Below are 22495 nucleotides of genomic sequence, written 5' to 3'. Positions count from 1 at the left end.
ACCCGCGCCGTTCGATTACGCGAATGGGGGTTGCAGGACAATTGCATCATCGCGTTCAGGGCCGGTGGTGACCATCGCCACGGGAACGCCGACTTCGTTCTGAATCGCATCGATCAACGCCGCTGCCTGCGGTGGCAAGTCGCCATATGTGCGCACGCCCCGGGTCGAACCCGCCCAACCGTCGAAGCGCCTGAGGACCGGCTGAAGGCGCTGCTGTTCGGCGTTCGTGGAAGGCATGTAGTCGATGCGCGCACCATCGAGCATGTAGCCCACACATAGCTGCACCGACTCGAAGCCATCGAGCACATCGAGCTTGGTCAGCGCCAGCTGGTTGATGCCCGCGACTTTGCAGCTCTGACGCAGTTGCACCGTATCCAGCCAACCGCAGCGGCGCGGGCGCCCGGTGTTGACGCCGTACTCGCCGCCACGCTGCCTGAGTTCGTCGCCGAGCGCTCCATCCAGTTCCGATGTGAACGGGCCTTCGCCAACACGCGTTGCGTAGACCTTGCTGACGCCAAGCACGCGCCCCAGGTGCGACGGGGCGATGCCGGCGCCACTGGCCGCGCCGGCGGCGATGGTGCTCGACGATGTGACGTAGGGGTAGCTGCCCCAATCCACGTCCAGCATGACCGCTTGCGAGCCTTCGAATACCACGCGCTTGCCCGACGAATGCGCGTGATCGAGCTGTTCCCAGACACGGCCCACGAACGGCAGGATGCGTGGCGCCATGGCAAGCAGGTCATTCAACATCGGGTCGCGCGGGAATGGCTCCTGGCCCGAACCGCGAAGCCACGCATTGTGGTGCTCGAGCAATACGTCGAGTTTCTGGGCCAGCAGCTCCGGTTCGGCAAGGTCGCACACACGCAGTCCGCGACGCCCAACCTTGTCTTCGTATGCCGGACCGATGCCGCGCAGAGTGGTGCCAAGCGGCTTCGCGCGCATCCGTTCCTGGGCAGCGTCGATCGCGCGATGAACTGGCAGCACCAGCGTCGCCGTCTCGGCGATCTGAAGCACCTCAGGCGTCACGCGAATGCCCATCGCTGCCATACGGTCGATCTCCGCGAGCAGCGCCTCGGGGTCGAGCGCGACGCCGTTGCCGATCAGGCCGAGCTTCCCGCGCACCACACCGCTCGGGAGCAGCGCCAGCTTGTAGGTCCGGCCATCCACCACCAGCGTGTGCCCCGCGTTGTGCCCACCGTTGTAACGAACGACGATGTCCGCCTTCTCCGCGAGCCAATCCACGATCCGGCCCTTTCCCTCATCGCCCCACTGCGCGCCGACCACGACGACGTTCGACATGAGATATTTCCCCTGGTGAGTAAATAGAACAGATCCAGAACCGGAACTGCTGCCAAGGGGCCAAATATAGGGCTCCGCTGGCGCCACGAAAAGCGATGTAAACTCACCGAACTTGTCAGGAAAAATCACATAGGATTGGGGTTATGTCTCGTCGTCTGCCACCGTTGAACGCGCTGCGCGTATTCGAAGCCGCCGCTCGCGCGGAAAGTTTTTCAGCGGCAGCCGAGGAGCTTTGCGTCACGCACGGGGCCGTCAGCCGACAAGTGCGGCAACTGGAGGACTGGCTTGGCCTCGACCTGTTCGAGCGGCGCGGCCGAAGAGTCGTATTGACAGCGTCGGGGCGCGCTTATCTGGCCGAGGTATCGGCGGCGCTGGATCGCATCGCGCTCGCGACCAGTGAGCAACTTCGGGCCACGCGGGCGCAGATCGTGAGGGTCAATGCGCCCACGACTTTCGCGTTGCGCTGGTTATTGCCGCAGCTTTCCAGCTTCCAGCTGACCAATCCGGCGGTGGAGGTGCGGCTGACGACTTCGGATGAGCCGATCGACAAGCTGGGCGACGAATGCGATGTGGCGATTCGCGGCAGCGAGCAGAAGTCAGCGGGGTATGCCGTCGAGGAGTTCTTGTCGGAAGTCCGGCTGCCGGTTTGCTCGCCCAAGGTGCTGGAAGCGCACCCGATACACGATGTGCCGGACCTGGCGCACCACACCCTGCTACACACGGCGACCTATCCCGGCCTTTGGGCGGAGTGGCTTGCGACGAGCGGCAACCCGGGGCTTGCCCCTCGCCATTCCCAGCAACTGGATCACTTCTATTTGACCCTGCAAGCCGCCATCGATGGTCTAGGTATTGCAATGGGTCCCACCGCGCTCGTCGCGCTCGATGTCAAAGAGGGCCGTCTCGTGTTTCCCTTCGACGGCCCCGCCCTGCCGGCATGGCGCTACTGCAGCTATGTGCGCGATGCGCGCCGCGAGGATCCTGCCATCAACACCTTTCTGGCGTGGTTGCGCGAACTCGGGCATCGCTTTTCGCGTCATGCGTAGCGAGAGGGGCGCATCGCGTGTTCCCGCGCTCACAGGTTGACAGCCTGAATTCGATGCTTTAAAAAGTAAAGCATGAAAATTCCACGGCCAGGACAACCCGTTCGCGGCTCGACAACCGGTCGGCCGATCATGGTCGTGCTGGACTTGCTCGGGCGGCGCACCGCACTGCGGATACTGTGGGAACTCCGCGGCGAGGCATTGACGTTCCGCTCGCTCCAGGAAGCCTGCGACACCAATGCCCGCCTGCTCAATACGCGGCTCGCAGAATTGAGAGCGTCTGGTCTCGTCGAGCACGGCGAAGGTGGTTATCGGATGACGGCAGAAGGCAGGAAACTCAGGGCCGCATTGGAGCCGCTGCTGGCTTGGGCTCGACAGTGGGCCGAGCGCGATCCACAGGGCTTTGAAGCGGCTGATCGCGATCACGCCGGCCGCGAGGCGTGATTCCTCAGGTACCCGAACTATCCTCGCGATGACGTGCGCGAGGCCTGCCCGCCGGCATCGCTACGGGCGGGTTTCGGTACGACCAGGGAGTTGATCGATGTTGCACAACGTGAACCATCTCCGCTGGAAGATCGTGGCATTGCTCGTTGCGCCACTGACGTTCGTGATGACGCTCGACCGCACCGCCATGGCCGTCGCAGCGCCGACGATCCAGAACGAACTGGGCCTGTCGATCGTCGAGATGTCGATGATTCTCACGATCTACTTCTGGGCCTATGCAATCGGGCAGATACCGGCCGGGCGCGCGGCAGAACGCTTCGGGTCGCGCAAAGTGCTGTTCGGCACGAGTACGCTCTGGTCGCTCATGATGCTCGCCACGCCCCTTGGCACCTCGTTCGCGTGGCTCTTCGGGTGCCGCCTCGTGCTGGGCGGGGCGCAATCGGCGGACTGGTCGAGCAGTGTCGTCGCACTCAAGCGCTGGGTTCCGGCCAGCGAGCGCGCGAAAGGCAACGCACTGCTGCTCGCAGGACTCTATCTTGGCCCGATCGTTTCGGCGCCGCTTACCGCGTGGACCATCGCGCGGTTCGGGTGGCACGCCGTTTTCCATGGATTCGGCGCACTGGGACTGCTGCTCGGCGCGATCTGGTGGTTCGGCTACCGCGACACGCCTGCGGCGCATCCGCTCATCACGAAGGCGGAGGTCGAGTACATCGCAGCCGGCCAGCCACCTGAGCGTACCGCAGCGCGGGGGGCGCTCACGCGCTGTCTGCGGCAGTGGCGCTTCTGGATCTTCGGTATCCAGTACTTCCTGCTGGTGCTGATCCAGAGCTTCTATACGACATGGCTGCCAACGTACCTCATGCGCGCGCGCGGGCTTTCGCTCAAGGCGATGGGTCTGTACGCATCGTTGCCGTGGGTGGCGGTGTTCGTGGCAGTGTTCGTCGCGGGGGCATTCAGCGACTGGCTGCTCAGAAAGACCGGCTCGATCTATCGGGCGCGCACCCCCGTTGCGGTGAGCGGATTTGTCGTGAGCGCGCTTGCGTTGGCGGCGGCCTCGCGAGCGGATTCGATTGCCGCGGTGATCGGCTTGCTGTGCCTGTCCTTTGCCGCGGTGGGATTCGTGCAGGTGGTCGTGTGGTCTGCCACGCAGGATCTCGGGCGCGCGTTTGCCGGTGTCATGTCGGGCTGGACGAACGTGTGGGGAGCCCTGTCGAACGTCGCGGGTCCCATGACGCTGGCTCTGGTCGTCAAGGTCACGCATAGCTGGGGAAGCGGCATGATCGTGATCGGCGCGGCGGCCGCTTGCGGTGCGCTGCTATGGCTGTTCGTGCACCCCGAGCGCCCCTTGCTCGGTGACGACGTAGGTGGGCCGCCAGCGCCTATGGAAACGGGCGCGACGATGGAGGCGGTCGGGACCGCAGGAGGTTCGCGCAACGATGCGCGCGAAACCGATGCTGATGCCGGACAGGTGTCCGAGCAGAACGGCTGAAACCATCCACCGTTGTCGTCGCGAAGCAGGTAGCCGTCGATGACCCCAAAAAAAACGCCGGGCTGGAAAGCCCGGCGCGGAGTTCGCAGGAGAGGCAAGAGGGCCCGGCACTCCCACGACGTGTAGGACGCCGATTGTCGCTGTGATTCGCCCGGCGCACCGTGATCAAAGTCAAAGACCGCGGCATCCGCCTCGCGCTCCAGCGAACCCTCGCTTCCACTCAACCGTCGCGGAAGATAAAGCTGTACGCGCTCAAAGCCGGCACGCCGCCCAGATGCGCGTACAGCACCTTCGACCCCGGCTCGAATTCGCCGCGGCGTACCTTGTCGATCATGCCGTGCATCGACTTGCCCTCGTACACGGGGTCGGTGAGCACGCCCTCGAGCCGCGCGCACAAGCGAATCGCCTCCAGCGTGCCATCGTTGGGCAAACCGTATTCGGGACCTGCGTAACGCGTGTCGAGAATCACGTCTTTTTCGCTGATATCGCGGTTGAGGTCGACCAACCCGGCGGTGTGCCGCGCAATGCGTGTGATTTGCGCGTGGGTCTTCTCCGGCGTAGCCGATGCGTCGATGCCAATCACGCGATCCGCACGGCCATCTGCTGCGAAGCCGACCACCATGCCCGCCTGCGTGCTGCCGGTCACCGAACACACGACGATGTAGTCGAACTTGAAGCCCAGTTGCGCCTCCTGCGCCCGCACTTCCTCGGCGAATCCCACGAAACCGAGGCCGCCGAGCGGATGCTCCGAGCAGCCCGCCGGTATCGCATATGGCTTGCCGCCAGCCGAACGCACGCTCTCGAGCGCTTCCTCCCAACTCGGTCGAATACCGATGTCGAAGCCGTCCGCCACGAGCCGCACGTCCGCGCCCATCATGCGCGACATCTGGATGTTGCCTACCCGGTCATAGACGGCGTCGGAATAGTTGACCCAGTTCTCCTGCACCAGCACGCACTTCATGCCGAGATGCGCAGCGACGGCTGCAACCTGACGCGTCTGGTTCGACTGGATGCCGCCAATCGAGACCAGCGTGTCGCAGCCTTGCGCGAGCGCGTCGGGAATCAGGTATTCGAGTTTGCGCGTCTTGTTGCCGCCGAAGGCGAGTCCGCTGTTGCAGTCCTCGCGCTTCGCGTATAGCTCCACCTTGCCGCCGAGATGCTGGCTCAGGCGCTTGAGCGGCTGGATGGGTGTGGGTCCGAACGTCAGTGGATAACGAGGGAAGCGCTGGAGGTTCATCGAATAGCTCCGGGAGGTGGGCTCATGCGGCAACGTGGTCAACGGTCGGAACACGCCATCGCGTGCGCCATCCGATGGAGAAATGTTAGGCGTCCAGCCGCGAAATGAGCTTGCTAAAAAAATGTCGATGACCTACGTTTAAAGCGATCTTCCTGACCACCGAACACTTTTAATTTGCAAAACGACTAACGTACGCAATGAAATTAACCAGGCACTCTTCCGCAACGCCGAATGGGCCGCCGGCCCTGGATCGCATCGATCGCGCGATCCTCAGGCATTTGCAGCAGGACGCATCGATTTCGAACGTCAGCCTCGCGGCCAAGGTGAAGCTCAGTGCGCCCGCGTGCCTGCGGCGTGTGGAACGGCTCAAGGAGTTGGGGCTGATACGCGGAATCGTCGCGTTGCTCGATCCGAAAGCGCTCGGCGCGGGCATGCTGGTCGTGATCGGCTTCGTGCTCGACCGTTCGACGCCCGAAGCGTTCGCCGCGTTCGAGAAAGCGGCGCAGAAGGTTTCAGGCTGCGTGGAATGCCACGTCGTGACCGGCGAATTCGACTATTTCATGCTGGTGCGCACGCGCGATAATGAAAGCTTCAACCAGTTGCACGCGGAGCAGTTGTTGTACTTGCCGGGTGTGCGGCAGGTCCGCAGCTTCATGGTGCTGAAGGAGATTCTGTCGACGCATGCGTTGCCGCTGTGACGGTAGACGCGAGAATGCAATCCTTTGCAGAGGATGCCTGAATGTCGACACAACGCGGGGAATTTGAAACAGGATGATGAAGCAACGCGCCTGAAACGTGACTGAAGGCCACGCGTTCTGTTGGTGGAGGTAAGCGGGATCGAACCGCTGACCTCTTGCATGCCATGCAAGCGCTCTCCCAGCTGAGCTATACCCCCATGCAGAACGGCTTCTGCGCCAGCGGGATGACGCAGAATCGAGCGATGTCAGCTAACGGACCTGCTCGAAGAGCGGCGATTATATACGCCGCCCGTGCAACCTCGCAAGCACCCCTGGGAACACAATGCGAGGGGCGACGGGCCACTACGTTGGAGTCCTTATCATTTACACGCCAAAGCAAAAAGCCGGCTTATCAGCCGGCTCTTTCGCCCTGGTCGCGGCGCAATCACGCGAATGCAATTCCTGGTGCCGACGGCGAGACTCGAACTCGCACAGCTTTCGCCACTACCCCCTCAAGATAGCGTGTCTACCAATTTCACCACGTCGGCATTCCATTACAGCCTGGGACGATTAGGTCCCGTCCATTCTTGCCTCTTGGGCTCGAAGGGTCGCCATTGTATCGACTCGCCGCGCGTTTTTGAAGACCCTTCGCGAAGATTTTTTAAAGCGCTGCGCCAACGCTTAAAACTCCAGCGTTGAAGTCAATTCGAGCGTGCGTCCAAGTCCGACGCCCAACTGATTCGACCCCGCAGCACTCCAGTAGCGCCGGTTGGCCGCATTCTCCAGATTCGCCTGCACCGAAACGCGTTTGCCGTACACGCGCGTCGCGTAACGCACGCCCGCGCTCAACAGCGTGTAGCCGCCGATCTGCGCCTGATTCGCGTTGTTCACCTGGCGCGGCCCCACGTAATAGATGCCGCCGTTCACCGAAAGACCCGCGAGCACCGTCACGCGATATTCCGCGAACAGGCTCGCCGTGACGTGCGGCGTATTCTCCGGCGTCTTGCCAACGAGCGTCGGGTCGGAAGAGTCGATCTGCTTCGCGTCGAGATAGATGGCCGATGCAGTGAGCGAGACGTCCTTCGTCACATCTCCCTGCACCGAAAACTCCACGCCGCGATAACGCGCGTTGCCGTCCATCACATAGACGTTGTCGGCGTTCGTTTCTGCGCCGGCCTGCTTGAGGTTGAAAAGCGCGAGCGATACGAGCGTGTTGCCGGCGAGGCGCGTTCGCACGCCCACTTCCTGCTGCCGGCTCACCGCCGCGGGCAGGATCTGGTTCGCGTTGACCGCCGTGGCCGGCGCGCTGCCCGCCGATTCGAGCGCCTCGACATAGCTCGCGTAGACGCTCGTCTGCGGCGTGATGCGGTAGGTAATGCTGCCCGAGGGCGAGGTGTGATTGATGTCGGAGTTCGGCGTACCGGCCTGCGAGGTCATGTACTCGGAGCGGCGCACGCCGGCCACGACCTGCAAACGCGGCGTGATGTCGATCTGGTCGAACAAATAGATGCCGCTGTTGCGCACGTGCTGCGCGTAGAACTGCCGCGCGCTGCCGCTTTGCTTGAGCGTCGTGATGTCGATGGGATCGTAGAGGTTTTGCGCCGCCGTGTACGTGTACGTCGTGAAGTCCGGCTGAAACAGCCAGTTCTGCACGACACCCGTCGTGACCGTGTGCGTGAAAGGCCCGGTCTTGAAGTCACCGACTACTTCAAGGCGCACGTTCTTGTTCTCGTACATCTGCCCGTACTGCTGGCTGCCTTGCAGCGTGCCCGCGCCGGTCGCGACGTTGTACTTCTGGAACACCCAGGCCCAGCGGTCGCGCCGCGTGATCGACTGGCCGAGCGAGAGCATCGCGCTCCAGTGGTCGTTGAACGCATAGTCGGCGCGCACGAGTTGCGACGTCGCGCTCGCGGTGGTCGGCCGGTCGTTCGGCACCAGGAGCTTCGAGGGGTCGGGCATGGCGGGCAGCGTGATCTTGCCGTTCACCGCGGCAAGCGGCGCGATGCCGGCCTGCTCGACGACGCGCGCTTCGATGTGCTCCAGATCGTATTGCAGCTTGAGCTTGTCGTTCACGCGCCAGTCGAGCGCGGCGCTCACGAATTTGCGGTAGCCGCGGTCGCCATCAATGGGCGTTTCGACATGCTCGTCCATCGCGTTCACGCGTATGCCGAACTGGTCGCTCGGGCCGAAGTGGCGCGCAATGTCGGCGGCCGCGCCGATCGATCCGTTCGAGTCGCCGAGCACCGAAATGCTCGTAACCGGGTCACTGCCCGCGCGCTTCATCACCATGTTGACGATGCCCGCCGGCGCACCAAAGCCGTAGTACAGCGCAGACGCCCCCTTGAGCACTTCCACGCGCTCCTTGTTCTGCATCGGCATCCAGATGTTGTTGTCGATGGGCAGCAGGCCGTCGAGATAGAAGCTCGAGCGGTTGTCGAGCGGGATGCCGCGCACCGAGAGGTTGTCGTACGCGAGTCCGTTGAGCTGCTGGCGCGTCACGCCTGCGACGTTACGCAGCGCGTCGTAGAGGCCGGTGTCGCCCTGGGCGTCCATGACCGAGCGCGTGACGACGTTCACGGTGGCCGGCACGTCGAGCGCGTCCATGCCGCGGTATTGCCCGGTCTCGACGGTTTGCGGCGCGTAGCCCTGAGTCTTGCTGCTCGTGATCTTGACGGGCGCGAGCTGGGTGACGTCGTCGGCCGTTGCGGTCGCGTCCGGCGTGTCGGCGTCGGTTGCGTGCGCCGCGTGTGCGATGCCGGCGATGCTCGCCGTGAGCGTGGAGTTGATGATCGCGTGTGCGCAGATCCTGCGCCATTGTTGCGTGCGCGTGCGCGAAGCGCGCTTCCCCGAAGCCATGCTTTCCCTTCTTCTTTGCGTTCAACCGGCGCTCTCAGGACCACGTCGCCATCCGGCCCCGATCAGCGAAAGAGCCGAGATGATAATGCGAATTATTCTTATTTCAAGAGATGGACTTATTGTCTGTCGGGGAAATGCAACAGCGATGTATGGACGACGTAAGCGTATCTCGGCGCCGGTCACCCCCTGCTCAGAGATTTGCGTACGTCGCGATTAGTGCCTGGCAGCAGGCCCGCGCCGGTTCTTTTTCACGGGTGCGCGCTCGCGTACGGTGTCGGCGTGTTCACGGATCGTCTCGATCAGCGCGCGTAATCCCGCAGGCGCGTGCCGCCGCCCCGGGTAGTAAAGGCAGAGTCCGTCGAGCGGCGGCGTCCAGTCCTCCAGCACGCGCACGAGCGTGCCCGCTTCGAGGTCCGCGTTCACGTTCCATTCGGTCAAATACGTGAGTCCGAGTCCGTCGCGCGCGGCCGCGAGCATGAGACCCGGCTCGTCGAGCGTCAGCGCGCCCTCCACGTCCACGCGCACGGCCTGCCCGCGCCGCTCGAACTCCCATTGGTAGATTTGCCCGCTGGGCATGCGGCTGCGTATGCAGCGGTGCGACTTGAGATCGGCGGGCGTGCGCGGCGGTTTATGCTTCGCAAAGTATTCCGGACTGCCAACCACAGCGAAACGCTGACGGTCACCAAAAGGCACAGCAATCATGTCCTGTGGCACGACATCGGCGAGACGAAAGCCGGCGTCGTAGCCTTCGACCACGATGTCGATAAGGCGCCCTTCCGTGACGAGATCGAGCTTCATCTCCGGATAACGCTTCAGATAGGCGATGAAAACCGGCATGACCTGCTTCGCCGCGCCAACCGAAGCATTGATGCGCAACGTGCCCGAGGGCGTGTCGCGAAAGCTGCCCGCCTGATCGAGCGCCTCGCGGATCGTGGACAACGCGGGCGCGACGCTGCCCACGAACTGCGCGCCGGCCTCCGTCAACGCAACGCTGCGCGTGGTGCGGTTGAACAGCCGCACGCCGATGCGCGCTTCGAGCGCCGCCACCGCGTGGCTGAGCGCCGAGGTCGACACGCTCAGGTCGTCTGCCGCCGCACGAAAGCTGCGATGGCGCGCCACGGCCAGCACGGCTTCGAGTTCCACCAGGCCCGATGTTTTCATTGTCCCAAATCGCTCAACAGGTCATGCGCCATTGTACGGCTAGTCAACGCAATGCCAGGCGTCTATCTTGCCCTCATCGACCCACGTTTTCTGGAGCAGCCATGCAGATCATCGACAAGATCTATATCGACGGCGCATTCGTCACGCCGCACGGCGAGGAGTACTTCGACCTCTTCAACCCCGCGACCGAGGCCGTGATTGGCCGCGTGCGTCTGGCCGACGCGGCGGATGCGGACGCGGCCATCGCCGCCGCGAAACGCGCGTTCCCGGCGTTTTCGCGCACTACGAAGGCACAGCGCATCGAGATGCTCATCGCGCTGCACGAGGCCGTCGTCGCGCGCGAAGACGCGCTCTTCGACGCGATCGTGAAAGAGTACGGCGCGCCGGTCTCGCGCGGCCGCTGGATGGCTCAGCACGCCTCCAGCGTGCTGAGCGACGCCGCGAAGACGCTCGAACACTATGCGTTCACACGGCGCGCGGGCACGGCAGAGGTCACCATGCAGCCGCTGGGCGTCGCTGGGTTGATCACGCCCTGGAACAGCGACGCGGGCTTCATCTGCGGCAAGCTCGCGGCCGCGCTCGCCGCGGGCTGCACGGCCGTCATCAAGCCGAGCGAGATGAGCGCGATCCAGACGCGCATCGTGACCGAGGCGCTGCATTCGGCGGGCCTGCCTGCGGGCCTCTTCAACATCGTCACGGGCCGTGGCGACACCGTGGGCGCGCGCATTGCCGAGCATCCCGACGTCGCCAAGATTTCGTTCACGGGCTCGACTGCGGTCGGCAAGACGATCCTGCGCACGGCAGCCGAAACGCTCAAGCGCGTGACGCTCGAACTGGGCGGCAAGTCGCCCGTCATCGTGCTCGACGACGCGAATTTCGACGAAGCCGTGCCGCTCGCGTTGCAGGCCGGCTTCATGAACAGCGGGCAGGCGTGCATTGCGGGCACGCGCATTCTGGTGCCGCAGTCGCGGCTCGTCGAGTTCGAAGCCAGTGTAGAGAAAGCCGTGGCGCAGATTCAGTCGGGCGATCCGCGCGACACGCACACGAGCGTTGGCCCGATGGTGAGCCAGAAGCAATGGGAGCGCGTGCAGCGGTATATCGGCATCGGCATCGACGAAGGCGCACGCCTCATTGCGGGCGGCGCGGGGCGTCCCGACGGCATCGACTCGGGCTGGTTCGTGCGCCCCACCGTGTTCAGCGGCGTGACGAATGACATGACCATCGCGCGCGAAGAGATTTTCGGGCCGGTGCTGTCGATCATCGCGTATCGTGACACCGAACACGCCATCGAGATCGCCAACGATACGCCGTATGGCCTGCAAGCCTACGTGCTTTCGCCCGATATCGAGCGCGCGCGCCGCGTGGCCGCGCAGATCGAAGCCGGCCGCGTGCTCGTCAACACGCTTACGCATGAACCGGCCGCGCCGTTCGGCGGCTTCAAGCAATCGGGAATCGGGCGCGAGTACGGTACCTTCGGGATCGAAGCGTTTCTGGAGCCGAAGTCCACGCTCGGTGTCCTTTGATGCGCCGTTAGCCGCGCAAAAATGCAAACGCCCCGGTCGCGCAGCAAACCGGGGCGTTTGAACTACTGCGCTTCAGCGCGCTACATCAAAAGGTCTGCCAGTCGTCGTCGGACGTGGCCGTTGCCGGTTCGCGGCGATCCGCCTTCGGAGCGCTCGCAGCGGAGGCACGCACGGGCGCGGGCTTCGAAGATGGGGGACGCTTGACGGTTGCGCTCGCAACGACCTTCGCCATCGGCGCGATGCTCGCCGTTGCCGCACGCCCCGCCGCGCCGATGTTGAACACCGATACCAGTTCGCGCAACGCCGCTGCCTGCGAGGACATCGACTGCGCCGCCGCCGAGGCTTCCTCGACGAGCGCCGCATTCTGCTGCGTGACCTCGTCCATCTGCGTGACAGCCTGGTTGACCTGCTCGATGCCGGTGCGCTGCTCGCCCGATGCGGCCGAAATCTCATTCATCAGGTCGGCAACACGCTTGACCGATTGCACGATCTCGCCCATCGTGCGGCCCGCATCGTCCACGAGCGCCGTGCCGTTGTTCACGCGCTCGACCGACACGCTAATGAGTTCCTTGATTTCGCGCGCCGCCGTCGCGCTGCGCTGTGCGAGCGTGCGCACCTCGCCCGCCACGACCGCGAAGCCGCGGCCCTGTTCGCCGGCTCGCGCCGCTTCCACCGCCGCGTTGAGCGCCAGGATGTTGGTCTGGAACGCAATGCCTTCGATCACCGAGATGATCTGCGCGACCTGTTCGGAGCTGTTCGCGATATCGCGCATCGTGTCGACCACACGGCCCACCACTTCGCCGCCGCGCGTGGCCGTTTGCGAGGCCTGGCCCGCCAGCGTGTTGCCCTGCGTCGCGTTGTCGGCGTTCTGCTTGACCGTCGCCGTGAGCTCTTCCATGCTCGCCGCCGTTTCTTCGAGCGACGCGGCCTGCTCTTCGGTGCGCTGGCTCAGGTCGGTGTTGCCCGCCGCGATCTGCGCGGAAGCCGTCGCAATGCCTTCGCTGCCGGTGCGCACACGGCCCACCAGGTCGACGAGCCGCTCGTTCATGTGACGCAGCGCGCCGAGCAACTGGGCCGCCTCGTCGCTGCCGTCCACTTCGATGCGCGCGGTCAGGTCGCCACGCGCCACCGTTTCGGCCACATCCACGGCCCGCGCGATCGGGCCCGTAATCGAACGCGTGATGAAGAGCGCAATCGTGGCACCGAAACCAATGGCGATCACGATCAGCGCGATGGTCCAGGCAAACGCACTTTGGTACGCCGCCTTCGCCATGGCAACTTCGGCGGTCGAGCCATTGTGATTGAGGGTCACATCCTGGTTGATGAGATCCATCAATGTCTGAAACGACTTCGCCGATGCGGTCGAAGCCGCAGCGCGGGCATCGGCCGATGCGCCGTCGGCAGACATGACGAGGGCTTCGATCTTCTTGTCGTCGTCCAGATACTGCGACCACGCGGTGCTGATCGAATCGGCCACGCGGCGCTCTTCGGCGGAGGAGACCAGCTTCGAATAGCCGTCGAACATCGTGCCGAACTGGCTGATCATCTGGGCGTGGCGATCGCGCAGCGAGGCCTTTTCGCTCGCGTCGCTGGCGATCAACATGCGCAGCGACGTGCGACGCACGTCTTGCGCTTGATTGCGCATATTGCCGAGCGTCTCGACACTAGGCAGCCAGTTCGTGCCGATTTCCTGCGTGCCCTCGAATATGCGCGACGCCTGAAGAAGCCCGATCCCGCCCACCGCGCCGAGCAGGAGCAACACAATGGCAAAGCCCGCGCCGAGACGCGGGCCGATTTTGATTCTGGTAAGGAATGACATGGGGACGCCGTAGTGAGAGATCACTTGTATTGACGACCACGACGCCAAAAAATTAAGCCGATGTTGCAAATATAACAACGCGTAAGGAAAGCACGTGACGAGTGAACGACCGGTCTTTTCTCATACGATTAGGATACCGTATCAATTGGTTTAACTATGCGCCACGCAAACTCCGACCTGTGCGATCGCCGCATCGCGCTGCGCCGAACTCGCGCGCGTCGCACCCGTGAGATACGTCGTGACAAGGATAGGCGCGCGCCCGGTGGGCCAAATAATTGCCACATCGTTCGCCGTGCCCCGGTCGCCCGTGCCGGTCTTGTCGCCCACGCGCCAGTCCTTCGGCAAGCCCGCGCGCAAACGCGCGTCGCCCGTCTTGTTGGCGACGAGCCATGCAATGAGCTGCTCGCGCGAAGCCGCAGAAAGACGCTCGCCCAGCAGCAGTTCGCGCAGGTTCGCGACCATGGCGGCGGGCGTGGTCGTATCGCGCGGGTCGCCCGGTATCGCTTCGTTGAGCGTGGTCTCGTTGCGGTCGAGGCGCGTTACCGGGTCGCCAAGGCTGCGCGCGAAGGCCGTAATCGCGGGCGGACCGCCGATGCTCTCCAGCAGCAGGTTCGCCGCCGTGTTGTCGCTGCGCGTGAGCGCTGCTTCGCACAGCTCGGCGACCGTCATGCCCTCGCCGCCCGCGCGCGGGCCGCTCACCGGCGAATACGACACGACTTGCGCATGCGAATACACGACCTTGCGCGCGAGGTCTTCCTTGCCATGATCCTTGCGCGCCAGCACGGCCGATGTGAGCAACACCTTGAACGTGCTGCACATCGGAAAGCGCTCGTTCAGGCGCCAGCCGCGCACCTGCCCGCTCGCTGTATCGAGCATCGACACACCGAGCCGGCCGCCCACCTGCGCCTCGATGGCGGCGAGCTGCTTTTCCAGCGTGCCCGCTTGTGCCGGCTTCGCCGCGCTCGCAGTCGTCGCGCCGAACGCTTGAGATGCAACGCCAGCTATCGCACCGCCTAATACCGTCATCGTGAATCTGCGTCGTGTGATCATGGCCTCTCCCTGAAGAGCCGCCACTATCGCGTGTTCTCCGTGAACTGACAAACGATGATAAATTGCGCCACGCCCCAGAAAAACTTATGGCTGGATCATGCGACAACATCTGCCCCTCAATGCCTTGCGCGCCTTCGAATCGTCGGCGCGGCACTTAAGTTTCACGCGCGCGGCGAGCGAGCTGAACGTCACCCAGGCGGCCGTGAGCCAGCAGGTCCGCATGCTCGAGGAGCGGCTTGGCGCAACGCTCTTCAAGCGCCTGCCGCGCGGTCTTGCGATCACCGACGAAGGTCTTGCGCTACGCCCCGTGCTCACCGACGCATTCGAACGCATCGAAGCCGTGTTGCGGCAGTTCGAGGGCGGCCACTTCCACGAGGTGCTGACCGTGGGCGCCGTGGGCACTTTCGCGGTGGGATGGTTGATGCCGCGCCTGAAGTCGTTTCACGACGCGCATCCGTTCGTCGAATTGCGCATCATGACGAACAACAATCTCGTCGATCTTGCGGGCGAAGGGCTCGACTTCGCCATTCGGTTCGGCGACGGCACCTGGCCAGGTTCGCGCGCCACGAAGTTGTTCGACGCGCCGCTCGCCGCGCTCTGCGCGCCCGATATCGCGCAACGCCTGCACCGGCCCGCCGATCTCGCCAACGAAAAGCTGCTGCGCTCGTATCGCGCCGACGACTGGACGCTCTGGTTCGAAGCCGCAGGGCTCGCGCCGCGCCCGGTGCGCGGGCCCGTGTTCGATTCGTCGCGGCTCATGGTGGAAGCGGCGATGCAGGGCGCGGGCATCGCGCTCGCGCCGGTTTCGATGTTCGAGCGCGATCTCGCGGCGGGCAGGCTCGTGCGGCCCTTCGATATCGAGGTGCAGGCGGGCAGCTACTGGCTCACGTCGCAGAAGGGGAAGACGCCGACGCCCGCCATGCGCGCGTTCAATCAGTGGATCTTGAAGGAAGCCGGTAGCGGCGAGAACGCGTGAATGTCGTGTTACGCGCTGGCTTGCAGGAGCCGCGTGTGAAGCGCATCGATTTCCGTTTCCGCGAAAACCTCGATGCCGTGCTGGCGCAGCAACGCAGTCGTCACACCCGCGCCCGCATGTTTGCGGCCCGCAAAGCTGCCATCGTAAATGGCACGGCTGCCGCATGAAGGACTGCCGTCCACGAGCAATGCGAAGCGGCAGGCGTGCGCGAGCGCGAGTTCGAGCGCCACGTGCGCGCCGTTCACAAACTGCGCGGTAACGTCCTCGCCGCGCACGTCGATCACGCGCGCGGCCCCCGCCAGCACGTTGGCGCCTGAGGCGGCATCCGCGATCTCCGCAGGCGGCCGTGGCACGCCGAACCCGCCCGCCACTTCAGGGCAAACCGGCACGAGGCGCCCCTCACGCTGCCACTGCTCGATCAGTGCATGCGCAACGGTTTTCGCCGAGCCGTTGTAACGAACCGGACGGCCAAGCAGACAAGCGCTAACGAGTATTCGGTGGAACATGCGCGATACGTTTGGATTGCACGAATCCTTCGCATTTTACGCGCCGAAGTCGCGCGGCATCACAGCGTCATCGCGAGCCGCGTGGCCTGGTCGATGGCGCGCAGCGCGTCCAGTTCGGCCGCGACATCCGCGCCGCCTATCACCTTCGGTTTTACGCCGCGCGCGACGAGCTCATCGTAGAGCGTGCGGTTCGAATGCTGCCCTGCGCACAATACGACATGATCCACGGCGAGCACATGCGGCTCGCCATCCACGCGGTAGTGCAGGCCTTCGTCGTCGATCGCGTCGTAAGTCACGCTTGACGTCATCATCACGTTCGCCTTGCGCAAACGCGCCTTCAGGATCCATCCCGTCGATTTACCGAGCCCCTTGCCTAGCGGCTGTGCCTTACGCTGGAACATATGGACGCTGCGACGCGGCGCGCCATGCGCGTCGACCCGCGCAAGGCCGCCCGCATCCGCATTCGCGGGATCGACGCCCCATGCGCGGAAAAACACGCCACGGTCCAGCGACTCCTGCGCGTCGCCCAACAGATACTCGGCCACGTCGAAGCCTATGCCGCCCGCGCCGATGATCGCTACGCGCGCGCCCACCTCGACCTTGCCCGTGAGCACGTCGATATACGACACCGCCTTCGGATGATCGACGCCGACGATATCGGGCACGCGCGGCGTGACGCCCGTGGCGATGACGACTTCGTCGAACATTTCGCTTGCGAGCGCTTGCGCAGTGGCCGCGTGTCCAAGCCGCACTGCTACGCCGAGGCGCTTTAACCGGACCTCGAAATAACGCAGCATCTCGTGAAACTCGGCTTTGCCGGGCACGACCTTCGCAAGATTCAACTGACCGCCGAGCCGCGCATGGGCTTCGAACAACGTCACCTGATGGCCGCGTTCAGCCGCGTTGATCGCGAACGCCATACCCGCCGGTCCGCCGCCCACGACCGCAATGCGTTTGGGCTGCTGGGCCTTGCCTGCCGCGAATTCGATCTCGCGCCCGGCGCGCGGATTGACGAGGCACGTAGCCGTGCGTTGCGTGAAGATGCGGTCGAGGCACGCCTGATTGCAGCCGATGCACGTGTTGATTTCGTCGGCCATCCCGAGCCGGGTCTTCTTTGCGAAGTCCGGATCGGCGAGCAGCGGGCGCGCCATCGAAACGAGATCGGCTACGCCGGAGGCGATCAGTTCTTCCGCGACTTCGGGCATGTTGATGCGGTTCGACGCCATCACCGGAATCGATACCGCCTCTTTGACGTTGCGAATCGCGTCGCGCCAGGCCGCGCGCGGCACGCACGCCGCGATGGTCGGCACGGCCGACTCGTGCCAGCCCACGCCCGTGTTGATGAGATCCGCGCCGGCCGCTTCGATCTCCTTAGCGAACGCCGCGATTTCGGCGCCGCTCATGCCGCCTTCCACGAGGTCGATGGAAGAGATGCGGTAGATCAGCATGGGCTCGCGGCCCATTTCCGCGCGCACGGCGCGCACGATATCGAGCGCAAAGCGGATGCGGCCTGCGAAGCTGCCGCCGAATTCGTCGTCGCGCGCGTTGGTGAGCGCGGCCGTGAACTCGTTGATGAGATAGCCTTCCGAGCCCATGATCTCCACGCCGTCGTAGCCGGCCTGAACCGCCAGCGCCGCCGTGCGGGCGAAATCGGCAATCGTGGCGCGCACCTCGTGCGTGCTGAGCGCGCGCGGCGCGTACGCGTTGATTCTCGCCTTGGCGGCCGTGGGCCCCACACACTCGGGCACTTTCGCATAACGGCCCGCGTGCAGAATCTGCAGCACGATCTTTCCCCCGACCTCATGAACCGCGCGAGTCACGACGCGATGCTCGTCGAGCTGCTCCTCGCGATTGAACAGCGGGCCGCCCGCCTCCATCACGCTTTCGGGATTCGGCGCGAACCCGCCGCTCAGAATGAGGCCGATCTCCCCCGCCGCGCGCGCCGCATAGAACGCGGCGAGGCGCTCGTGCGGACGGTCGAGTGTTTCGAGCCGCGTGTGCATTGCGCCCATCACCATGCGGTTGGGGAGCAGCGTCGCGCCGACGCGAAGCGGGGTCAAAAGCCGGTCACAGGTCGCCATGGGATTGTCTCTTGCTATTCTCGTGCGTCGTTTTCACACTCTAGGCGAGGCCCCTAATTACGTCAACATCATGATATATATTGAAGGCTCGAGGAGGGGTATTGCCCAAATGGACCGCGCGCTCACTTCCCTTCACTATTTTCGTATCAGGTATTTGTCTCATTGCCTGCGCACTCGCGCGGGGACCGAAAGGCGCCCATGACCCAGAACGACCCTTCGTACGACCAATCCGTCTCGTCCATTCACAACCGGTTGTTCTTCCGGCTGTTCCAGGCAGGCAACACGCTTGACCGGCAGACGGCCAAGGCGCTCGGCATCACGACCGTGCAGTGGTCGGTGTTGGGCGCGCTTTCGCGCCCGCAGGTGGCGCAGGGCATGTCGTTTTCCGAGTTGACCGACTATCTCGTGGTGAGCCGCCAGAGTCTCGACGGCGTACTCAAGCGTCTGGAGCGCGATGAGCACGTGCTGCGCGTAGCAGACACCGAGGACCGGCGCGCGAAAAAGGTCGTGCTCACCGAGCAAGGCAAAGTGTTCTGGGAAAGCCTGCAGCCGAAGATCTACGAGTTCTATCGCCAGGCGCTCGCTAGCTTTCGCTTCGACGACAAGGTTTCGCTCGTGCATTTCCTGAATCAACTCAACAAGGGCATGGACGAGATTGACCTGGACGATCAGTCGCAGCGCGAGCCGGAGTGATTGCACTCTCGCGCTTTCATATCGTGCAATGCGCGCCCGGCGTGTGCAAATTCCGCATGTCCGAATGCGGGCCAGCTATTGCACATGGAAGGACACCTTCTCTTATCGTGAAAGACATCACGTAAGCCATTGAACAGCAAGGAAATTGCAGTACAGCAAAGCGGCAGGGAAGTCGTCTTTCACTGCGATAGACTGAAACTGACGACGCTTCTTATTCGCTTGTTATTCAATGGAGACGCATCATGGACGTGTATATCGAACCGTTACCGAGAGGCCAATGGGGGCCAATCGATGGCTACGCCCTGGAATTCGCGGACGGCAGCAAGTTCGCCGACAACATCTTTCGCTCGGAGCTTCTCGCGATCAGCGAGATCGTCCTGCGTGGCTACAAGCCGCTGCTGGCCAAGGTCCGCATTACGGACAAGCAAGCCAACACGCACTGGAAGCGCCCCGAAACTTCGCGCTGACGCGCGAGCGCTCGACGGCGATGATCGCCGTCGAGCAGCCTCCCTTATCAGGCGCCGAAGGTAAAGCGTGTGCCCGTGGATGACCACAGCACCTTTCCCGGCATGGCCTGAGTCACCATCGAGTAGAACACTTCTCCGGAACAATGCATCGGAACGATGTAGTCCGGATTGATTTCCTTGAGCACGTCCACGGTGGCCTGCTGATACTCCGGCGGTTGCGGCGCAAGATGGAAGCCGCCGAGGATCGCGTGCACGTGGTCGACGCCCGACACCTTCATCGCCGTCTTGACGGTATTGAGCACGCCCCGGTGCGCGCACGAAGTCAACACCACGAGACCTCTGTCTTTCACCATATACGCGGTGCCCTGCTCATGCTGGAAATCGTCGGGAATTGTCGTGGCGTTTTGCTTGGCAGCCGGTAGTTTGTCCGCGGCGCAGCCCACGCCGTTTTGGACGCCAACGGTCATGTTGCTCGGATTGAGCGGCTTCTCGAACGTGGTCTGGGGAATCCAGCCCGTGGTGAACGCATGACCCGCCACGACAGCCGGGTGCTCTGCGAAGACGATGTTCAGATTGGCGTCGCGCATGGCTTGCCGGTCGAGCGAACCGAACTGACGCACGCCGATCTCGCGCGTGCAGAAGCATTCCTCGCCTCCCAGATAAATGGGCAGCTTCGCTTTCAGCTTGCCCTGGTTCGCCTGGAGAAAGCCGACCATGCCGCCGAAGTGGTCGTAGTGGCCGTGTGTCAGCAACAGCGCATCGAGTTGCGCCGGGTCGATCTTCAGGAGTGCGATGTTATTATTCAACGTCTCGCGCGTGTAGCCGAAGTCGATCAGGATGCGCCTGATCTGGTCCGCCTGCGCGGACTCGACATGCATCGAGAGCCCCCATTCGTTTTCGATGGCAAGGCGTGGCGGCTGATCTTGCCCGAGCGCGAGGCCAAAGCGCTGCACATCGACGTTGCCGATGCGGCGACTGCTCTCCAGCGCGGAATACGACGAGTCGGTGACCACGCGCACCGATACGCGATCGACAACGGGCACCGGTCCGCTCAGCGGTTCGGCAAACGCGACCCGCGATTCGCCGAACATCGCTCCCGCCAGCACCCCTAGCGCGCTGAATCCGCCGGCGCGCAGTATTCTGCGTCGCGACCAGTTACCCAGATATCGGTCATTCATTGTCGACCTCCCTCGTTCGCGACTCACCGCATGGTAGGTGACGGACCCTTGTTCCCGATGCGAAGGTCGACGCGAATGTGCGTTACCACACACTCGCGCGGCGCACTCATCGAATCGAAAGGTCGTTGTCATGCGAATCGTGTGGGCCCGTAAGCGTGCGGGCACAACGCACGCGCATCGGTGTGCAGGCAACGAGCGCAATACAGTTGACGCCCCAGGTCGCCTCCTGCATGATCGTCCTCATGAACGCGCACATGCTCACCTCGACGACTACCACGACCGCTTCCGGCGGGTCGTGAGTTCGGTGCGCGCACGTTAGATTTCGTATCGATCACAAGGCCCCGCCAGCAATGGACGGGGCCTTGTCGTTTCTCCGTGCGTTGCGGGCACAACTACCGGAGAACCACCATGGCTAGCCTCGCTCGCGACCGACGCGCCCTTCTCGTCATCGATATGCAGGAAGGCTTGTTCAACGGCCCCAATACGCCGTTTGACGGTCAGCGCGTGCTTGCCAATATCACCGAATTGATTGCGCGAGCCCACAAGGCTCGCGCGCCGGTCTTCGCGGTGCGCCACGTCGGGCCACCGGGCTCGCCCATCGAGCCGGGCAGCCCACTCACGCAATTGCTGCCGGCGCTCGCCATCGACCCGGATATCGACAGTGTGTTCGAGAAGCGTCGCCCCAGTTGCTTTGCCGGCACCGATCTCGCGCAACAACTCGCGTACGCCAATGTCGGCGAACTCGTCATCGCGGGAATGCAGACGGAGTACTGCGTGGACTCGACCTGCCGCGCAGCGGGCGACCTAGGTTTTCAGGCGCTGCTCGTCGCGGACGCCCACACGACCATGGATACGCCCGCGCTGAGCGCCGCGTCAATTATCGAGCACCATAACCGCACCTTGAGCGGTCCGTTCGTCAAGCTCGTGAGCACGGCAGATTGTGCGTTCGGATTCCTTTAGCAGTCCGCTATTTAAAATCCTTCGAGCACGAGTTTGCCGCGCGAGCGATTGGTTTCCACGAGTTCGTGCGCGCGGCGCAGGTTCGCCGCGTTGATGGTCCCAAAGCTCTCGTTGAGCGTCGTGCGCAACACGCCTTCGTCGATGAGCGTTGCCATGCGGTTGAGCAGCTCGTGCTGACGAATCTGGTCTTTCGTGTCGAACATCGAGCGCGTGTACATGAATTCCCAATGGAGCGCCACACTCTTCCTCTTGAGCTTGCGGAAGTCGAACAGCTCCGGGTCGTCGATCAGCGCGATATTCCCCTGCGGATTGATCGAGGCGACGATCTCGTCGAAGTGACGATCGGTCTGGTTCAGGCTCGCAATATAGTCCACGCCTTCCATGCCGATGCGTTTGAGCTCGTGCGAAAGCGGCTTCGTATGATCGATGACGTGATGCGCGCCCAGTTCGCTTACCCACTTAGACGTTTCGGGCCGCGACGCCGTACCGATCACCGTGAGGTCCGTGAGCTTGCGCGCCAGTTGCACGAGCACCGAGCCCACGCCCCCCGCTGCGCCGATCACGAGCAGCGAGTCGCCGGACGGCGCCGTGCCCTCGGGCACCTTGAGGCGGTCGAACAGCAGTTCCCACGCCGTGATCGAGGTGAGCGGCAACGCGGCCGCCTCGGCGAAGTTCAGCGTTCGCGGCATGCTGCCCACAATGCGCTCGTCCACCACGTGCAGTTCGCTATTGGTCCCGGGGCGCAGCAGCGTGCCCGCGTACCACACGCGCTCGCCCGGCTTGAAGAGCGTCACATCGCGGCCCACGGCGCGCACGATGCCGCTCGCGTCCCAGCCAATCACTTTCGCGTCGCCGTTTTCGGGCGCCACGTTCGCACGCACCTTCACGTCGACCGGGTTGACCGACACCGCGTGCACTTCGACGAGCAGATCGCGCGGGCCCGGTTGCGGATCGGGCAGTTCGAGATCGATCAACGATTCGGGGTCGCTAATGGGGAGATTGCGGTAGTAACCAATCGCTTTCATCGTGAATATCTCCA

The 22495-nt window shown here is 63.7% G+C and carries 19 protein-coding genes and 2 tRNA genes; 9 read left to right on the top strand and 12 right to left on the bottom strand.

Translation table 11 applies throughout. The features are described from left to right. Window positions 1-15: 15 nt before the first annotated feature. Window positions 16-1299 carry an adenylosuccinate synthase gene (locus L0U83_RS28705; RefSeq protein ID WP_233887524.1) on the bottom strand — a complete coding sequence of 428 codons (1284 nt, stop codon included), beginning with the start codon at window positions 1297-1299 and terminating at the stop codon, window positions 16-18. A gap of 143 nt (window positions 1300-1442) precedes the next feature. Between L0U83_RS28705 and gcvA the strand changes: the two genes are divergently transcribed. The 3 genes from gcvA (at window position 1443) to L0U83_RS28690 (ending at window position 4272) form a co-directional block, all read left to right on the top strand. Continuing rightward, window positions 1443-2342, top strand: a complete 900-nt coding sequence (gene gcvA / locus L0U83_RS28700) for a transcriptional regulator GcvA (protein ID WP_233887523.1) — start codon at window positions 1443-1445, stop codon at window positions 2340-2342. 129 nt (window positions 2343-2471) lie between these two features. Continuing rightward, entirely contained in the window at window positions 2472-2783 is a 312-nt protein-coding gene (locus tag L0U83_RS28695; RefSeq protein WP_233887522.1) for a winged helix-turn-helix transcriptional regulator, read from the top strand. A 97-nt stretch (window positions 2784-2880) separates the two neighbouring features. Next, entirely contained in the window at window positions 2881-4272 is a 1392-nt protein-coding gene (locus L0U83_RS28690; protein WP_233887521.1) for an MFS transporter, read from the top strand. Window positions 4273-4492: 220 nt separating this feature from the next. Here L0U83_RS28690 and L0U83_RS28685 read toward each other — a convergent pair whose 3' ends face one another. After that, a complete protein-coding gene (locus L0U83_RS28685; protein ID WP_233887520.1) occupies window positions 4493-5509 on the bottom strand; it encodes a 1-aminocyclopropane-1-carboxylate deaminase in 1017 nt (338 codons plus the stop codon). A gap of 197 nt (window positions 5510-5706) precedes the next feature. On the opposite strand from L0U83_RS28685, the gene L0U83_RS28680 reads away from it, so the two are divergent. Then, window positions 5707-6207, top strand: coding sequence for an Lrp/AsnC family transcriptional regulator (locus tag L0U83_RS28680; RefSeq protein WP_233887519.1), 501 nt, complete (start codon window positions 5707-5709; stop codon window positions 6205-6207). A 121-nt stretch (window positions 6208-6328) separates the two neighbouring features. Here L0U83_RS28680 and L0U83_RS28675 read toward each other — a convergent pair. From L0U83_RS28675 to L0U83_RS28660, 4 genes are all read right to left on the bottom strand, one after another. Continuing rightward, window positions 6329-6404: transfer RNA gene (locus tag L0U83_RS28675), tRNA-Ala, on the bottom strand. Window positions 6405-6649: 245 nt separating this feature from the next. Further along, a tRNA-Leu gene (locus L0U83_RS28670) sits at window positions 6650-6734 on the bottom strand. A gap of 133 nt (window positions 6735-6867) precedes the next feature. Further along, on the bottom strand, window positions 6868-9042 hold the full coding sequence (locus L0U83_RS28665) for a TonB-dependent siderophore receptor (RefSeq protein WP_233887518.1): 2175 nt from the start codon (window positions 9040-9042) through the stop codon (window positions 6868-6870). A 213-nt stretch (window positions 9043-9255) separates the two neighbouring features. Continuing rightward, window positions 9256-10203, bottom strand: a complete 948-nt coding sequence (locus tag L0U83_RS28660) for a LysR family transcriptional regulator (RefSeq protein WP_233887517.1) — start codon at window positions 10201-10203, stop codon at window positions 9256-9258. A gap of 101 nt (window positions 10204-10304) precedes the next feature. On the opposite strand from L0U83_RS28660, the gene L0U83_RS28655 reads away from it, so the two are divergent. After that, on the top strand, window positions 10305-11726 hold the full coding sequence (locus L0U83_RS28655; RefSeq protein WP_233887516.1) for an aldehyde dehydrogenase family protein: 1422 nt from the start codon (window positions 10305-10307) through the stop codon (window positions 11724-11726). Between the two features lie 85 nt (window positions 11727-11811). Here L0U83_RS28655 and L0U83_RS28650 read toward each other — a convergent pair whose 3' ends face one another. Then, window positions 11812-13545, bottom strand: coding sequence for a methyl-accepting chemotaxis protein (locus L0U83_RS28650; protein ID WP_233887515.1), 1734 nt, complete (start codon window positions 13543-13545; stop codon window positions 11812-11814). A 150-nt stretch (window positions 13546-13695) separates the two neighbouring features. Then, complete coding sequence (gene bla, locus L0U83_RS28645) at window positions 13696-14571, bottom strand: class A beta-lactamase (RefSeq protein WP_373321144.1); 876 nt, start codon at window positions 14569-14571, stop codon at window positions 13696-13698. A gap of 121 nt (window positions 14572-14692) precedes the next feature. Between bla and L0U83_RS28640 the strand changes: the two genes are divergently transcribed. Beyond that, complete coding sequence (locus L0U83_RS28640; protein WP_267939534.1) at window positions 14693-15571, top strand: LysR family transcriptional regulator; 879 nt, start codon at window positions 14693-14695, stop codon at window positions 15569-15571. Window positions 15572-15579: 8 nt separating this feature from the next. Here L0U83_RS28640 and L0U83_RS28635 read toward each other — a convergent pair whose 3' ends face one another. Together L0U83_RS28635 and L0U83_RS28630 are read right to left on the bottom strand one after the other, a co-directional pair. After that, window positions 15580-16077 (bottom strand): 2-thiouracil desulfurase family protein, encoded by a 498-nt coding sequence (locus tag L0U83_RS28635; protein WP_233887513.1) that lies wholly within the window; start codon window positions 16075-16077, stop codon window positions 15580-15582. Window positions 16078-16136: 59 nt separating this feature from the next. Beyond that, the gene (locus tag L0U83_RS28630) at window positions 16137-18158 is read right to left on the bottom strand and encodes an oxidoreductase (RefSeq protein WP_233887512.1); all 2022 of its coding nucleotides are present in this window, start codon (window positions 18156-18158) and stop codon (window positions 16137-16139) included. A gap of 198 nt (window positions 18159-18356) precedes the next feature. Here L0U83_RS28630 and L0U83_RS28625 point away from each other — a divergent pair, with 198 nt between their 5' ends. After that, window positions 18357-18851: a MarR family winged helix-turn-helix transcriptional regulator gene (locus L0U83_RS28625; protein ID WP_233887511.1), complete on the top strand. Its 495-nt coding sequence runs from the start codon at window positions 18357-18359 to the stop codon at window positions 18849-18851. Between the two features lie 242 nt (window positions 18852-19093). After that, the gene (locus L0U83_RS28620; protein ID WP_233887510.1) at window positions 19094-19318 is read left to right on the top strand and encodes a hypothetical protein; all 225 of its coding nucleotides are present in this window, start codon (window positions 19094-19096) and stop codon (window positions 19316-19318) included. Window positions 19319-19365: 47 nt separating this feature from the next. Here the strand turns inward: L0U83_RS28620 and L0U83_RS28615 are convergent, their stop codons facing one another. Then, window positions 19366-20496 carry an MBL fold metallo-hydrolase gene (locus L0U83_RS28615; protein ID WP_233887509.1) on the bottom strand — a complete coding sequence of 377 codons (1131 nt, stop codon included), beginning with the start codon at window positions 20494-20496 and terminating at the stop codon, window positions 19366-19368. Between the two features lie 408 nt (window positions 20497-20904). Here L0U83_RS28615 and L0U83_RS28610 point away from each other — a divergent pair, with 408 nt between their 5' ends. After that, complete coding sequence (locus L0U83_RS28610) at window positions 20905-21456, top strand: cysteine hydrolase family protein (protein ID WP_233887508.1); 552 nt, start codon at window positions 20905-20907, stop codon at window positions 21454-21456. An 11-nt stretch (window positions 21457-21467) separates the two neighbouring features. Here L0U83_RS28610 and L0U83_RS28605 read toward each other — a convergent pair whose 3' ends face one another. Next, the gene (locus L0U83_RS28605; protein WP_233887507.1) at window positions 21468-22481 is read right to left on the bottom strand and encodes a zinc-binding alcohol dehydrogenase family protein; all 1014 of its coding nucleotides are present in this window, start codon (window positions 22479-22481) and stop codon (window positions 21468-21470) included. Window positions 22482-22495 lie beyond the last annotated feature (14 nt).

Source organism: Paraburkholderia flagellata (assembly GCF_021390645.1).
Lineage (GTDB): Bacteria > Pseudomonadota > Gammaproteobacteria > Burkholderiales > Burkholderiaceae > Paraburkholderia > Paraburkholderia flagellata.
Note: the sequence above shows the minus strand (reverse complement) of the source record. Positions and strands in the feature narration are given on the sequence as shown.

Coding starts and splice junctions, on each gene's coding strand:
- gcvA (WP_233887523.1), top strand. CDS start 1,443: ATGTCTCGTCGTCTGCCACCGTTGAACGCGCTGCGCGTATTCGAAGCC.
- L0U83_RS28620 (WP_233887510.1), top strand. CDS start 19,094: ATGGACGTGTATATCGAACCGTTACCGAGAGGCCAATGGGGGCCAATC.
- L0U83_RS28660 (WP_233887517.1), bottom strand. CDS start 10,203: ATGAAAACATCGGGCCTGGTGGAACTCGAAGCCGTGCTGGCCGTGGCG.
- L0U83_RS28690 (WP_233887521.1), top strand. CDS start 2,881: ATGTTGCACAACGTGAACCATCTCCGCTGGAAGATCGTGGCATTGCTC.
- L0U83_RS28680 (WP_233887519.1), top strand. CDS start 5,707: ATGAAATTAACCAGGCACTCTTCCGCAACGCCGAATGGGCCGCCGGCC.
- L0U83_RS28610 (WP_233887508.1), top strand. CDS start 20,905: ATGGCTAGCCTCGCTCGCGACCGACGCGCCCTTCTCGTCATCGATATG.
- L0U83_RS28695 (WP_233887522.1), top strand. CDS start 2,472: ATGGTCGTGCTGGACTTGCTCGGGCGGCGCACCGCACTGCGGATACTG.
- L0U83_RS28630 (WP_233887512.1), bottom strand. CDS start 18,158: ATGGCGACCTGTGACCGGCTTTTGACCCCGCTTCGCGTCGGCGCGACG.
- L0U83_RS28705 (WP_233887524.1), bottom strand. CDS start 1,299: ATGTCGAACGTCGTCGTGGTCGGCGCGCAGTGGGGCGATGAGGGAAAG.
- bla (WP_373321144.1), bottom strand. CDS start 14,571: ATGACGGTATTAGGCGGTGCGATAGCTGGCGTTGCATCTCAAGCGTTC.
- L0U83_RS28615 (WP_233887509.1), bottom strand. CDS start 20,496: ATGAATGACCGATATCTGGGTAACTGGTCGCGACGCAGAATACTGCGC.
- L0U83_RS28655 (WP_233887516.1), top strand. CDS start 10,305: ATGCAGATCATCGACAAGATCTATATCGACGGCGCATTCGTCACGCCG.
- L0U83_RS28625 (WP_233887511.1), top strand. CDS start 18,357: ATGACCCAGAACGACCCTTCGTACGACCAATCCGTCTCGTCCATTCAC.
- L0U83_RS28635 (WP_233887513.1), bottom strand. CDS start 16,077: ATGTTCCACCGAATACTCGTTAGCGCTTGTCTGCTTGGCCGTCCGGTT.
- L0U83_RS28685 (WP_233887520.1), bottom strand. CDS start 5,509: ATGAACCTCCAGCGCTTCCCTCGTTATCCACTGACGTTCGGACCCACA.
- L0U83_RS28650 (WP_233887515.1), bottom strand. CDS start 13,545: ATGTCATTCCTTACCAGAATCAAAATCGGCCCGCGTCTCGGCGCGGGC.
- L0U83_RS28665 (WP_233887518.1), bottom strand. CDS start 9,042: ATGGCTTCGGGGAAGCGCGCTTCGCGCACGCGCACGCAACAATGGCGC.
- L0U83_RS28640 (WP_267939534.1), top strand. CDS start 14,693: ATGCGACAACATCTGCCCCTCAATGCCTTGCGCGCCTTCGAATCGTCG.
- L0U83_RS28605 (WP_233887507.1), bottom strand. CDS start 22,481: ATGAAAGCGATTGGTTACTACCGCAATCTCCCCATTAGCGACCCCGAA.